The organism is Streptomyces sp. NPDC039423, assembly GCF_055598725.1.
The window spans coordinates 587,808-600,298 of sequence record NZ_JBVKAH010000001.1; the positions used below are offsets into that span (position 1 = coordinate 587,808).

12 protein-coding genes are annotated in these 12,491 nt (G+C 74.3%); 8 read left to right on the forward strand and 4 right to left on the reverse strand.

Annotated elements, in window-relative coordinates; genetic code table 11:
• Positions 1-460 precede the first annotated feature (460 nt).
• Positions 461-1,504: a rod shape-determining protein gene (gene mreB / locus ACZ7LK_RS02560; RefSeq protein WP_392276482.1), complete on the reverse strand. Its 1,044-nt coding sequence runs from the start codon at positions 1,502-1,504 to the stop codon at positions 461-463.
• A gap of 211 nt (positions 1,505-1,715) precedes the next feature.
• On the reverse strand, positions 1,716-2,288 hold the full coding sequence (locus ACZ7LK_RS02565) for a hypothetical protein (RefSeq protein WP_392276483.1): 573 nt from the start codon (positions 2,286-2,288) through the stop codon (positions 1,716-1,718).
• A gap of 121 nt (positions 2,289-2,409) precedes the next feature.
• On the opposite strand from ACZ7LK_RS02565, the gene ACZ7LK_RS02570 reads away from it, so the two are divergent.
• Positions 2,410-3,225 (forward strand): SCO2400 family protein, encoded by an 816-nt coding sequence (locus ACZ7LK_RS02570; protein ID WP_471138034.1) that lies wholly within the window; start codon positions 2,410-2,412, stop codon positions 3,223-3,225.
• Positions 3,226-3,387: 162 nt separating this feature from the next.
• Here the strand turns inward: ACZ7LK_RS02570 and ACZ7LK_RS02575 are convergent, their stop codons facing one another.
• The gene (locus ACZ7LK_RS02575; protein ID WP_392276485.1) at positions 3,388-3,822 is read right to left on the reverse strand and encodes a MarR family winged helix-turn-helix transcriptional regulator; all 435 of its coding nucleotides are present in this window, start codon (positions 3,820-3,822) and stop codon (positions 3,388-3,390) included.
• Positions 3,823-3,931: 109 nt separating this feature from the next.
• Here ACZ7LK_RS02575 and ACZ7LK_RS02580 point away from each other — a divergent pair, with 109 nt between their 5' ends.
• Together ACZ7LK_RS02580 and ACZ7LK_RS02585 are read left to right on the forward strand one after the other, a co-directional pair.
• Positions 3,932-4,951, forward strand: coding sequence for an NADP-dependent oxidoreductase (locus ACZ7LK_RS02580; protein ID WP_392276486.1), 1,020 nt, complete (start codon positions 3,932-3,934; stop codon positions 4,949-4,951).
• A 66-nt stretch (positions 4,952-5,017) separates the two neighbouring features.
• A complete protein-coding gene (locus tag ACZ7LK_RS02585; RefSeq protein WP_392276487.1) occupies positions 5,018-5,443 on the forward strand; it encodes an organic hydroperoxide resistance protein in 426 nt (141 codons plus the stop codon).
• 88 nt (positions 5,444-5,531) lie between these two features.
• Here the strand turns inward: ACZ7LK_RS02585 and ACZ7LK_RS02590 are convergent, their stop codons facing one another.
• Positions 5,532-6,725 (reverse strand): serine hydrolase domain-containing protein, encoded by a 1,194-nt coding sequence (locus ACZ7LK_RS02590; protein WP_471138037.1) that lies wholly within the window; start codon positions 6,723-6,725, stop codon positions 5,532-5,534.
• A 65-nt stretch (positions 6,726-6,790) separates the two neighbouring features.
• On the opposite strand from ACZ7LK_RS02590, the gene ACZ7LK_RS02595 reads away from it, so the two are divergent.
• The 5 genes from ACZ7LK_RS02595 to ACZ7LK_RS02615 all read left to right on the forward strand — a co-directional run bounded on the left by ACZ7LK_RS02595 (position 6,791) and on the right by ACZ7LK_RS02615 (position 12,488).
• Positions 6,791-7,651, forward strand: coding sequence for an EI24 domain-containing protein (locus ACZ7LK_RS02595; RefSeq protein WP_471138039.1), 861 nt, complete (start codon positions 6,791-6,793; stop codon positions 7,649-7,651).
• Positions 7,644-8,249 carry a LysE family transporter gene (locus ACZ7LK_RS02600; protein WP_471138041.1) on the forward strand — a complete coding sequence of 202 codons (606 nt, stop codon included), beginning with the start codon at positions 7,644-7,646 and terminating at the stop codon, positions 8,247-8,249. The genes ACZ7LK_RS02595 and ACZ7LK_RS02600 overlap by 8 nt, the downstream gene beginning before the upstream one ends.
• A gap of 150 nt (positions 8,250-8,399) precedes the next feature.
• Positions 8,400-9,965, forward strand: coding sequence for a type III PLP-dependent enzyme domain-containing protein (locus ACZ7LK_RS02605; RefSeq protein ID WP_471138043.1), 1,566 nt, complete (start codon positions 8,400-8,402; stop codon positions 9,963-9,965).
• The gene (locus ACZ7LK_RS02610; protein ID WP_471138045.1) at positions 9,962-11,281 is read left to right on the forward strand and encodes a pyridoxal-phosphate dependent enzyme; all 1,320 of its coding nucleotides are present in this window, start codon (positions 9,962-9,964) and stop codon (positions 11,279-11,281) included. Before ACZ7LK_RS02605 ends, ACZ7LK_RS02610 begins: the two co-directional genes overlap by 4 nt.
• Positions 11,274-12,488 carry an aminotransferase class V-fold PLP-dependent enzyme gene (locus ACZ7LK_RS02615; RefSeq protein WP_469464771.1) on the forward strand — a complete coding sequence of 405 codons (1,215 nt, stop codon included), beginning with the start codon at positions 11,274-11,276 and terminating at the stop codon, positions 12,486-12,488. Before ACZ7LK_RS02610 ends, ACZ7LK_RS02615 begins: the two co-directional genes overlap by 8 nt.
• Positions 12,489-12,491: the final 3 nt, after the last annotated feature.

Below are 12,491 nucleotides of genomic sequence, written 5' to 3' on the forward strand. Positions count from 1 at the left end.
TCGTCCTCCTCGCAACGCCGCGCAGGGGTCCGCGCGGGGCTGTCCATCTGCGGTCACGGGCCCCACCATTCTCCCCGTCGACGCCCGGGCGGAAGCGATGCCGAGTGTGCTGTTCGCCGCAGTTCCGGCGCTGCTCGTGCGGGGTACGGTCCGGGCTCGAGCGCCCGTACCGTCCAGCGGTCCGGTGGTCCTCGCGCCCGGCTGCGACGAGTGCTCGCGCGTACGGCGGCGGGGGCGGGACCGGGAGGGCCGGGTGCCGCCGGGGGGCTCGCGGAGGAGGACGCGGCCCCGGGCGCGGGGGAGGGGTGCGGCGGGTGCGGGCTCGCCGGGCGCGGGCGCGGGCGGGGGAGGTGCGGGGGTGCCGGGGCGGTGCGGGACGGGGCGCGGGCGGGGCGCGCCCGTCAGGGGCGCGGCACCCGCCCGCGGTGGGATCCGGGCGCCCCCGCCGGGCGCCCACGGGTCACTCGGCCTCGGCGAGCGGGTTCAGCGTGATGGGCTGGACGCGGCCCTCCAGCATCGCCCCGAGGCCCAGGACGGCGCAGATGTCGGGCCGTTCGGCGATCTGCACGGGCATGCCCGTCGCGTTGCGCAGCATCTGGTCGAGGCCGGGCAGCAGCGCGCTGCCGCCGACCATCATGATGCCGCGGTCCACGAGGTCGGCGACCAGGTCCGGCGGGCAGTCCCGCAGCACCTTCCCGATGCCGTCGAGCACCGTCGTCAGCGGCGTGTGCAGCGCCTGGCGCACGGCGGCCGTGTCGACCAGCACGGAGCGGGCCAGCCCCGTCGCCACGTCCCGCCCGTGGATCTCGGTGGACGCCGGGCCGTGCGGGGTGAGGCCGTTGCCGTGCAGGGCGAGCTGGAGCGGGCGCACCGACTGGCTCGGCAGCATCAGCTCGTGCTGGTGGCGCAGGTACTGGATGACGGCGTGGTCGATGGCGTTGCCGCCGACCGGGATGCGCTCGGCGGTGACGATCGCGCCCAGCGACAGTACGGCGACCTGGGTGGTGGCGGCCCCGCACACCAGGATCATGGTGGCGGTGGGCTCCTCCACCGGCAGCCCGCAGCCGACCGCCGCCGCGATCAGGGTGTCCACCAACTCCACACGGCGGGCGCCGAGCCCGACGAGCGTCTCGATCGTGGCGCGCTGGGCGAGCGGGTCGCTGTCGTGCGGGGTGCACGCGGCGGCCCGCAGCATCGGCTTGCGGCGGAGCTGGCGGCGGAGCTTCTCGCCGAGGAGGTGGCGCAGCATCCGCTGGGCCATCTCGATGTCGACGACGGTGCCGCCCGAGACGGGGCGCACGACGCGGATGTAGTCGGGGGTGCGGCCGGTCATCTTCTCCGCGAACTCGCCCACGGCGATCAGGGCCCCGGTACGGGTGTTGACGGCGGCGACGCTCGGCTCGTCGACGACGAGCCCCACACCCTTGATGAAGACCCGGGTCCTGGCGGCCCCCAGGTCGACGGCGACATGGCAGCGGCGCAACTGCTCGAGACTGACGGTCACGGTGCGGATCCTCCCAGGAGCGGTACGTCCTCGCATCGTGCGTGCGCCGGGCGGGCCGCGCGCGCCGGGGGAGCTGACGGGGTGACAGACAGCGGCCGAAGGAGCGACGCGGGGCCGGTGGGGCGGCCGTGGCCGGGGCGTGCGGCGGCCGTGCAGCGCGGCTGCCGGCCGGGCGTACGGGCAGGGCGTACGGGCCGGGCACACGGCCGGTTCACACGAGCCGTTGGAGCAGTCCCCAGGTGAACTCGGCCACGCACGGCTCCGCGCCGGGCGGGGTGAACGCCAACCGCCACCGGGTGGGCGCGCTGCCCTCCATCGGACGGGCCGGCGCGAAGGCGCGGGCCACCTCGTCGACCGTGCAGCTCCAGGGGCGGAGGTCGGCGACCGTACGCAGCTCGGGGCCGGCCGCGCCGGGCGCCCGGACGAGCCACTCGTTCCACACCGCCCCGCCGCCGGGCGCGGCCAGCACCTCGAAGCGGAGGTCCGGCCAGAGCGGCACCGGCCACAGCAGGGCGTCGCACTCCAGGTCGCCGATGGCGCGGCGGGTGCGGGACTCGGGTTCACCGAGCACCGAGCGGTAGCGGGTGAGCGCGCCCCGTGACCGGGGGGCACGGGTCATCGCCTGCCAGCGGCGGTTGGCCTCCCGCATGCCGGCGATCGACACGCCCAGCCGGCGGCGGGCGTCCTCCACGAGGCCCGGCTGGTGGTCGGCCATCCGGCGCAGCAGGACGAGCTGGAAGTCGAGCGGACCGAACGGGGCGGAGGGCGCGCCGGAGGCTGTCATGCCGACATCCTGCCCGTTCCACGCGAAGGGAACGGCGCGCCGGGTGTCGGCACTTTCCACACAGGATCCTCACAGTCGCGGGTACCTCCGGTGTCCCGGCGGCGCATAATCTGCGGGCGCCATGGATTACTGCCACCAGTGTCAGAGGCACCTCAACGGCGCCCTGGCCTGTGCCGGCTGCGGAACGCCCGTCGAGGAGCTCCGGCACGACGACGCCCAGACGTCCGCGGCGGAGCACGTCTACGAGCTGGACCGGGACGAGGAGCATCCGCCCGCGGGGCCCCGTCGTGCCCGCGGCCAGGCGCGCCGTGCCCAGCCGCCCGCCCGCCGGGCGCGCCCGGCGGGGCGCCGTGCCCGCAAGCGGCGGGGGCGCAAGCTGCTCACCGTGGTGGGCGCGCTCGTCCTGGCGGCCGGGCTGCTGAGCCTGGCCGAGCTGGCGATCGAGCACCCGGGCGAGGACGGTTCCGCCACCGCCGTACGGCAGGACGACGAGGCCCTCCCGGACCCGCTGCCCGCCCGGCCGGAGGGCTCCGAGGTGCCGGACGGCCCGAGCCCGGTCACCGAACCGGTGACGGCGACGTCCGCCACGGCCGGCCCCGAGGAGGGCGCGGGTCCCGGCGACGAGGGCTCCGGCGCGCCGTCGCACGCGCCCGGCGCGTCCGCCTCGGCGCCGGGTGGCGAGCCGGGCACCGGCCCGTCCGCCCCGCAGCCGTCGGGCGACCCCGAGGAGCCGGGTACCCCCGAGGACCCGGGCCAGGACGACCCGGCCCCCGAGGACCCGCCGCCGGGCGGGCCCGGCGACCCCGGTGACCCGGGCGACCCTGGCGACCCCGCCCCCGAGGACCCGGCCCCCGAAGAGCCCCCGCCACCCGCCGACCCCGCCCCGGAACCCACCCCGACCGAGTCGTGCGACTGGTTCCTCTGGTGGTGCGTCTGACCCCCGGCACCCCGCACCCCGGCCGATCGGGCCCCGGCCCCTGAGCCGGGTCACGGGCCGGCGGCCCGTACTCCGAAGGCCCGTCACCCGGCAGCCCCGCGCCGACGTCGTCGAAGTACCGGCGCCCCCCCGGGGTGGGCGCCGGTACTGTGCGGACGCTCCCTACTCGCCCGGCGTGCCCAGCATGCGGCGGAGGAGGTCGCGGAGGGCGGTGCGTTCGGCCTCGGAAAGGGCGGCGAGGGGTTCGCGCGCGAAGTCGAGGGCCTCGCGGAGGCGGCGGGCCGTGGCGCGGCCCTCCTCCGTGGCCGCCGCGATCTTGACCCGGCGGTCGGCCGGGTCCGGCCGGCGTTCCACCAGGCCGCGCGCCTCCAGGCGGTCCACGATGCCGGTCACGTTGGACGGCTCGCACCGCAGCGACTGCGCGATGCGGCGCATGGGCGTCGGCTCCAGGGCGAGCAGCCCGAGGACACGGGCCTGGGCGCCGGTCAGGGAGTGCTGCGCGGCGGCCTGCTCGTACTCCTCGTGGTAGCGGGTCACCACCGAGCCGATGAGCTCGACCACTTCGAGGGTGAGCGGGTCTGTGCGTCTGCTGGACATGGGTCCAGGATACCCATTTACTTGACAACCTGAAATATCCAGGCGCATGGTTGTTTCAGGTAGTGAACGAAACACGCACGGCGTGCAGCAATACCAGGAGGCCCGCACCATGTCCGCTCTTCCCGCGTCCGGCCGCGAATGGCACCTCGTCGCCCGCCCGCACGGCTGGCCCGCGCCCGAGGACTTCGCTCTCCGCGAGGCGCCCGTCGCCGCGCCGGCCGAGGGCCGGATCCTCGTCCGCAACCTGCACTTCTCGGTCGACCCCTACATGCGCGGCCGCATGAACGACGTGAAGTCGTACGTACCGCCGTTCCAGCTCGACCGGCCCATGGAGGGCGGCGCGGTCGGTGAGGTCATCGCCTCCGCCGCCGAGGGCTTCGCGGTGGGCGACCACGTCCTGCACGGCCTCGGCTGGCGCGAGTACGCGGACGTGAACGCCAAGCACGCCACCAAGGTCGACGCCTCCCTCGCCCCCCTCTCCGCGTACCTCGGCGTCCTCGGCATGACCGGCCTCACCGCCTACGCCGGTCTCTTCGACGTCGCGTCCTTCACGGAGGGCGACGTGGTCTTCGTCTCCGGCGCGGCCGGCGCCGTCGGCAGCCAGGTCGGCCAGATGGCGAAGCTCCGCGGCGCCTCCCGGGTCATCGGCTCGGCCGGCTCCGACGAGAAGGTCCGGCTCCTCACTGAGGAGTACGGCTTCGACGCCGCCTTCAACTACAAGAACGGCCCCGTCGCCGCCCAGCTCAAGGAAGCGGCCCCGGACGGCATCGACGTCTACTTCGACAACGTCGGCGGCGAGCACCTGGAAGCCGCGATCTCGTCCTTCAACGTGCACGGCCGCGCCACCATCTGCGGCATGATCGCCCAGTACAACAGCACCGAGCCGACCCCCGCCCCGCACAACCTCGCGCTGGTCATCGGCAAGCGGCTGCGCATCCAGGGCATGCTCGTGGGCGACCACGCGGCGCTCCAGCCGCAGTTCGTCAAGGAGGTCGCCGGCTGGCTGGCCTCCGGTGAGCTGAAGTACAAGGAGACCGTCGTCGAGGGCATGGAGAACGGCGTCGAGGCGTTCCTCGGCATGCTGCGCGGCGAGAACACCGGCAAGATGATCGTTTCACTCACCCGATAGGCTCACCTCCAGCCCGCCGCGATCACGGGCGCGAGTCGCGGCGCCACACAGGAGGAAACCTCTTACATGTCGATCCAGCAGTCCGACGTCCTGTACACCGCCGTCGCCACCGCCGAGAACGGCCGTGACGGCCGCGTGGCCACCAACGACGGCAAGCTCGACGTCGTCGTGAACCCGCCCAAGGAGATGGGCGGGTCCGGCGAGGGCACCAACCCCGAGCAGCTCTTCGCCGCCGGTTACAGCGCCTGCTTCCAGGGCGCGCTCGGCGTCGTCGCCCGCCAGGAGGGCGCCGACATCACCGGCTCGACGGTCACCGCCGAGGTCGGCATCGGCAAGAACGCCGACGGCTTCGGGATCATCGTCAAGATCTCCGCGAAGATCCCGAACGTCAGCGCCGCCACCGCCAAGGAGCTCATCGAGAAGGCCCACCAGGTCTGCCCGTACTCCAAGGCCACCCGCGGCAACATCACGGTCGACCTCGACGTCGCCTGATCGCACCGCCCGTACGCGCCGGAGGGCCGCACCCGCTCGGGGTGCGGCCCTCCGCCGTACCGTCCGGGCCCGGGCCGCCCCGGCCGCGTCAGGGCGCCGACGCCAGCGCCGCCGAGTGCACCGCCCGCACGAGGCGGACGTTCTCCGGCGCCGCCCCGCCCGGGAAGGCGTACCGGCGGCGCGTGAACCCGTACGCCAGGCCCGCCCGCGGGTCGGCGAACGCCTGCGACCCGCCCGCCCCGCCGTGACCGAACGACCCGCTGCCGAGGAACGGGTACCGGTACGTCGAGTCCTGGAAGCCGAGGACGAACGAGCTGTGGTCCCGCCCGACCAGGTCGTACCCGACCGAGTGGAGCTGGCCGATCTCCGCCACCGTGCCGGCCTCCAGCAGGGGCTCCCGCCCCTCCAGCCCGGTCACCGCCGCCGCGTACATCCCGGCGAGCCCGCGCGCCGACGCCACCCCGCCGAACGAGGCCGGTCCCTTGGCGCGCACCAGCCGGTCGTTGGGCAGGCTCTCGATGTCGGTCGGCCGCTCACCGTTGCGGTTGTACGCGATCGACGGCAGGGTGCCGGGCACGTCCGGCACCTCCGCCGCGGCGAGCTCCGCCCGCTGCTCCGGCGTCGGGTCCATCGGCTGGACCGGACGGAAGCGCGGCTCGTGCTCCTGAGGCAGGCCGAGGAAGAAGTCCAGCGCGTGCGGGGCGCGGATCCGCTCCTCGTACAGCTCGTGCAGCGTCCGCCCGGTCGCGCGGAACACCACCTCGCCGGTCAGGGCCGCGATGACGTACGCGTGGTAGCCGAACCCCGCCCCCGGGCGCCAGTAGGGCCGCTGCCCCGCCAGCCGCCCGGCCATCGCCCGGTCGTCCGCCAGCTCCTCCGGCGAGAAGCCGCCGTCCACGCCGACCACGCCCGCGCGGTGCGTGAGCAGGTCGCGCAGCGTCACCGCGCCCTTGCCGCCCGCCGCGAACTCCGGCCACCAGTGCGCCACCCTCCGGTCCAGGTCCAGCGTCCCTTCCTGGACCAGCAGCGCGACCAGCAGGTGCGCGGCGCCCTTGGTGGAGGAGTAGACCCCGTACAGCGTCTCCCCGTCCGTGTCCGGCCCCGCCCACAGGTCGACGACCTTCCGGCCGTGCACGTACGCGGCCACCTGCGCCGCGTAGTCGGGCCTCTCCCTGGCCACCACCGCGGCGAATTCCTCCCGTACCGCCTCGAAGCCCTCGGCCACGGTCCCCCGAACAGCCCTCCGGTCCGACACCCGTACTCCCTCCCGCGTAATGATCATGACGATGGATCAAGCTGTCACCGGCCCGGGGAATTCCCGCGGGAGCCCCCCGCTAGGGTGGCCCCATGCGTGATCTCGGGGTGGGTTTCGGCTATCTGATGAAGGGCCAGCGCTGGGTCGGCCGGCACGGCCGGTGGTTCGGGTTCGGGCTGCTGCCCGGCCTGGTCACCCTGCTGCTGTACGCGGCCGCGCTGGCCGGTCTGGCCTACGGGGCCGACGACCTGACCGCGTGGGCGACGCCCTTCGCGGACGACTGGTCCTCGCCCTGGCGGGGCACCTTCCGCGGCTTCCTGACCGCGCTGGTCTTCGCCTTCGGCCTGTTCCTGGCCGTCGTGACGTTCACCGCCGTCACCCTCCTCGTCGGCCAGCCCTTCTACGAGTCGCTCTCCGAGGAGGTCGACCGCGCCGAGGGCGGCGAGGTGCCCCGGTCCGGGCTGCCGCTCTGGCGCGAGCTGTGGATCTCCGGCCGGGACAGCGTGCGCATCCTCCTGCGGGTGGTGCTGTACGGGATCGTCCTCTTCGCGCTCGGGTTCATCCCGGTCGTCGGCCAGACCGTCGTCCCCGTGCTCGGCTTCTGCGTGTCCGGCTTCTTCCTGGCGGAGGAGCTCACGGCGGTGGCGCTCCAGCGGCGCCGGGTCGAACTCAAGGAGCGCCTCGCGATGCTGCGCGGCCGCCGCATGCTCACGCTGGGCTTCGGCGTGCCGCTGACCCTCGCCTTCCTGGTGCCGTTCGTGGCGGTGTTCCTGATGCCGGGCGCCGTCGCCGGTGCGACGCTGCTGGTCCGCGACCTGGAGGAGCGGCCGGAGCCGCCCGCCGGCGGGCCGGGCGACGCGGGCGCCGACGCGGGGCCGGCCCCGGGCACGCACGCGGGGCCGGGCACCGGCGCGGGCCCGTACGGCAAGCCCGGGAGCGTGCCCGGTGCCTGAGCTGCTCGCGGTCGCCGTCATCACGGTCCTCGCGGTCATCAGCCCGGGCGCCGACTTCGCCATGGTCGTACGGAACAGCTGCCTCCACGGCCGGAAGACCGGGCTCCTGTCCGCCGCGGGCGTCGCCGCCGGTGTCCTGGTCCACGTCACGTACACCATGCTGGGCGTGGGCCTGCTGATCGCCGCCAACACCGCGCTGTTCACCGCGATCAAGCTGGTGGGCGCGGCCTACCTCGTGTACATCGGCCTGCGCACGTTCTTCTCCCGCGCCGACGTGACGGTCGACCTGGAGTCGAAGCAGACCCTCACGCGGTGGGCCGCGCTGCGCGGCGGCTTCCTGACCAACGTGCTGAACCCGAAGACCACCCTGTTCGTGGTCTCCACCTTCACCCAGGTCGTCGGCCCGGACACGCCACGGTGGCAGCAGGGCGCCTACGGCCTGTTCATGTCCCTCGCGCATCTGGCCTGGTTCGGCCTGGTGGCGCTGTTCTTCTCGCACTCCCAGCTGCGCACGTCGCTGCTGCGGGCCCAGAAGGCCCTCAACCGGGTGATCGGCGGCACGCTGGTGGGGCTGGGGATCACCCTGGGGGTGACGTGACGGCGTTCCGGAACCGCTCCACCGGCCGCACGGGCTGAATCCGGCCGTCTCGTTCCCCACGGCCATCCCGCCGGGGAAAGTTGGGCATAAAGAGCGGGACGACGACGGAGCCGGTCGGCATTCCTCGCGGAAGCGGGAGGAAAAGCTGGGATGAGCACGGCGGGGAAACGCACGGCGGGGACGGACCCACCCGGAACACCGGACGTACGAGCCCCGCTCGGGGCGGACGAGGAGCCCCTCTACCTGGAGCCCCGGCTCGAACGGCGGCCGGCCGCGCTCCTGGAGACCGGAGGCGCGTTCCTGCACGGGCTGGTGGACGCGCTGGGGTCACCCCTCAACGTCCTCCTGCCGGACCAGATCGCCGACAACGTGGAGCGCTTCCGCGCCGTCCTCCACCGCCACCGGCTCACCGGCCGTATCTTCTTCGCGCACAAGGCGAACCGGTCCAGCGCGCTGGTCCGCCGCCTGGTCACCACCGACGCCGCCCTGGACGCGGCCTCCCTCGGCGAGTTGCAGCACGCCCTCGCGTCCGGGTGGACGGGCGACCGCGTCATGGCGACGGGCCCCAAGGACCCGGAGTTCCTGTGGCTGGCGGCCCGCTCCGGGGCGATCGTCAACGCCGACGGGCCGGCGGAGCTGGCACAGGCCGCCGGGCTCGTACGGACCCACGGGCTGCCCCGGCTGCGGGTCGTGCTGCGGCTGTCCGGCTTCTCCTCCGCCGGCACCACGCTGCTGTCCCGCCGCAGCCGCTTCGGCTCCCCGGCAGGGGACCTGGACGACCTGCTGGACACGGCGGGCCGCCACCGGGACGCCCTGGAGCCGGTCGGTGTCGGCTACCACCTCGACACCACCGGCCTGGACGAGAAGGCGGCCGCCCTCGAAGGCTGCCTGCGGGCCATGGACGTGCTGCGGGCACGCGGCTTCTCCCCGCGCGCCGTCGACGTCGGGGGCGGGTTCGGCGTCGACTACCTCGCGCACGCCGGGCAGTGGGACCGCTACACCACTGCGCTCACCCACGCCGTCATGGGCCGGCGCCCGCCCATGACCTGGGACGGCCACGGCTACGGCCTCCGGATGGAGAACGGCACCCTCAGGGGCTCGCTGGGCCTCTACCCCGCCCACCGCCCGACCGCCGGCGCCGGCTACCTGGACGAACTGCTGACGCGCCCCGCCCCGGGGCTCGGCGGCCGCCCGCTGGGCACCCTGCTGCTGGAGAGCCTCCACGAGCTGTACGTGGAGCCCGGCAGGGCGCTCGTGGACCAGTGCGGGCTCACCCTCGGCAGGGTCCTGGAGGTACGGCGGGCGGACCCCGGCGGGGCCCACCTGGTGCGCCTGGCCATGAACGCCGGTGACATGAGCCTGGAGGACCACGGCGTCCTCCTCGACCCGGTCCTCCTGCCCCGCGACGCCGCCCCGCCCCGCGGCCCCGTCCCGCCCGCCCCGGACGGCCCCGCCGCCGTCCACCTGATGGGCAACCTGTGCCTGGAGTCCGACCTGATCACCCGCCGCGTCGTCCACCTGCCCCGGCTGCCCCGCCCCGGCGACCTCCTCGCCTTCCCCAACACCGCCGGCTACTGCATGGACTTCGGCGCCACCCACGCCCAGCGGCAGCCCGTCGCCCGCAAGGTCGCCGTCCACCGGGAAGGGGGTTCCTGGCACTGGTGCCTCGACGAGCAGTACTGGCCGATCACACGACCGGGGGGACCGCGCACATGAGGTACGACAGCATCACCGACGCCATCGGCAACACCCCGCTGGTACGCATCGACCCGGAGGTCCACGGTCTGCGCACCATCGACCTCTACGCCAAACTGGAGATGCTCAACCCCTTCGGCTCCCTCAAGGACCGGGCCGCGTGGAACATGGCCCGCGGGGGTCTGGCCGCCGCCCGGGAGCGCGGCGAGACGGTCGTCGAACTGTCCAGCGGCAACACCGCCAAGGCGCTCGCCCTCATCGCCGGACTGCACGGACTGCCCTTCAAGAGCGTCACCAACAGGATGCGCATCCCGGAGATCAAGGACCTGCTCCTGCTCCTCGGCGCCGAGATCGAGGAACTGCCGGGACGCTCCGAGTGCCTCGACCCGACCGACACGGACGATCCGTTGACCCTGTTCCACCAGCGGCTCAACCGGCCCGGCAGCGCCCACTTCCACACCGACCAGTACTTCAACGCGCTCAACACCGACGCCCACGCGTCCGGCACCGGCCCCGAGATCATCGCCGACCTCGACGGCCGCGCCCCCGACTGGTTCTTCGCCTGCGTGGGCACCGCCGGATCGTCCACCGGCGTCGCCAGGGCACTGCGCGCCCACGACCCGGCGGTGCGCGTCGTCGGGCTCGTCGGGGAGAAGAGCGACTTCATCCCCGGCATCCGTACCGCCGACGAGGTGCAGGAGGTCGGGCTCTTCGACCCCGCCACCTACGACGCCATCGAGACCGTCGGCGCCGACGACGCGATCGACGGCATGGTGACCCTGCTGCGTCGCTGCGCCCTGCTCGCCGGACCCACCGGCGGAGCCGCCTTCCACGGGGCGGTACGCCACCTGCGCGCGCTGGACGGGGAGTCGGCCGGGCGGCGGACCGCCGTCTTCATCGTCTGCGACCGGGCGGAGAGCTACCTCGGGTACGTCCGGCAGCGGCGCCCCGAGCTCCTGGGGCGGCCGCCGGTGAAGAACTCGGTGGCCACCCTGACCGACACGGAGGCCCGCACCGCCACCGTCGTCGACGTCGCCGGGGCGCGGAAGTGGATCGCCGAGGAGCGCCCGCTGGTGATCGACCTGCGCGGCCCCTTCGCGTACGCGGCGCTCCACATCGACGGCTCGGTGAACATCGTCGACGAGCTGTTCGACGAACTGCTGCGGGGCGGCCTGCCCTTCGGCAAGCGGCAGCCGGTGCTGCTGGCCTGCCCGGTGGGCGAGCGGTCCGCGCGGTACGCCGCCCTGCTGACCCGCATGGGCCATCCCGACGTCCGCAGCCTGGCCGGCGGCATCGTCGCCTGGCGGGACGCGGGAGCGCCGCTGGTGCGTGACTGACGTGGCGGACGGCACCCTCGCCGAACTGGCCGGCTGGCAGCGGGCACTGCGCGCCCAGTTCCCCATCGTCACGGCCCACCCGGACCTGGTGTACCTGGACAGCGCCGCCACCGCGCAGAAGCCCCGGGCCGTGCTGGACGCCGTCCACGACTACCTCACCACGTCCAACGCCAACGCCGGCCGGGGCTCGTACCCGTGGGCCAACGCCACCACCTCGCTGGTGGAGGACGCCCGGGAACGGGTCAAGCGGTTCCTCGGCGACCCCGAGCCGGAGCGGTCGTCCGTGCACTTCACCAGCGGGACCACGGAGGGGCTGCGCACGGTCGCCCGGGACTGGCTGCCGGACCTCCTCGCGGACGGGGACGAGATCGTCGTGCCGTTCCACGACCACCAGGCGAACCTGTCGCCGTGGCTGGAGGCCCGGGACCTGCTCGCCCGCCAGGGGGTGGCCGTGCGGGTCCGCGAACTGCCGTACCAGGCGGCCTCCGGGGACTACGACCCGGCGGCGCTCGCCCGGATCACCGGTCCGCGCACCCGGTTCGTGGCCGCGACGCACGTGCACCACGTGTACGGGGCGGACATGAACGTGCACCGCGTCCGCGAGGCCGTCGGGCCGGACGTGGCCATCTGCCTGGACGCCGCCCAGAGCGTGGGCCACCTGCCGGTGTCCCTCGCCGGCCTGGACGTGGACTTCCTGGTGTTCTCCGGCCACAAGGCGCTCGCCCTGCCCGGCACGGGCGCGGTGTGGGCCCGCCGCCGGCACGGGCCGGACTTCCGGCCGGGCGGGTGGCGGGGCACCCCGAACACGGCCGGGATCGCCTCCCTGGTGGCGGCGCTCGACTGGCTGGAGGAGGCCGGGACCGACCGGGTGGAACGGTGGACCGTGGCGCTGACGTCCCTGCTGACCGACGGGCTGAGCCGGATGGAGGGCACCTACGAGGTCCTCGGCTGCCGCACCAGCCTGGCGGCCGGGTCGCCGGTGCAGCGGCGCCGGAGCCTGGTGAGTTTCCGGCACCGGGGGATCGACGCCCAGGACCTGGGCTTCGTCCTGTTCAGCCACGGGTTCATGGTGCGGTCCGACGGCCACTGCCAGGCCGGGCGCGGCGGGGGAGGGGCAGGGGACGGCTCCGTACGCGTCAGCCTCCACGTCCACAACACACCCGAAGAGATGGAAAGGCTCCTCGCCACGCTCGCCAGTCTGCAATGATTT

Coding starts and splice junctions, on each gene's coding strand:
- ACZ7LK_RS02565 (WP_392276483.1), bottom strand. CDS start 2,288: ATGACAGCCTCCGGCGCGCCCTCCGCCCCGTTCGGTCCGCTCGACTTC.
- ACZ7LK_RS02570 (WP_471138034.1), top strand. CDS start 2,410: ATGGATTACTGCCACCAGTGTCAGAGGCACCTCAACGGCGCCCTGGCC.
- ACZ7LK_RS02575 (WP_392276485.1), bottom strand. CDS start 3,822: ATGTCCAGCAGACGCACAGACCCGCTCACCCTCGAAGTGGTCGAGCTC.
- ACZ7LK_RS02580 (WP_392276486.1), top strand. CDS start 3,932: ATGTCCGCTCTTCCCGCGTCCGGCCGCGAATGGCACCTCGTCGCCCGC.
- ACZ7LK_RS02585 (WP_392276487.1), top strand. CDS start 5,018: ATGTCGATCCAGCAGTCCGACGTCCTGTACACCGCCGTCGCCACCGCC.
- ACZ7LK_RS02590 (WP_471138037.1), bottom strand. CDS start 6,725: ATGATCATTACGCGGGAGGGAGTACGGGTGTCGGACCGGAGGGCTGTT.
- ACZ7LK_RS02595 (WP_471138039.1), top strand. CDS start 6,791: ATGCGTGATCTCGGGGTGGGTTTCGGCTATCTGATGAAGGGCCAGCGC.
- ACZ7LK_RS02605 (WP_471138043.1), top strand. CDS start 8,400: ATGAGCACGGCGGGGAAACGCACGGCGGGGACGGACCCACCCGGAACA.
- ACZ7LK_RS02610 (WP_471138045.1), top strand. CDS start 9,962: ATGAGGTACGACAGCATCACCGACGCCATCGGCAACACCCCGCTGGTA.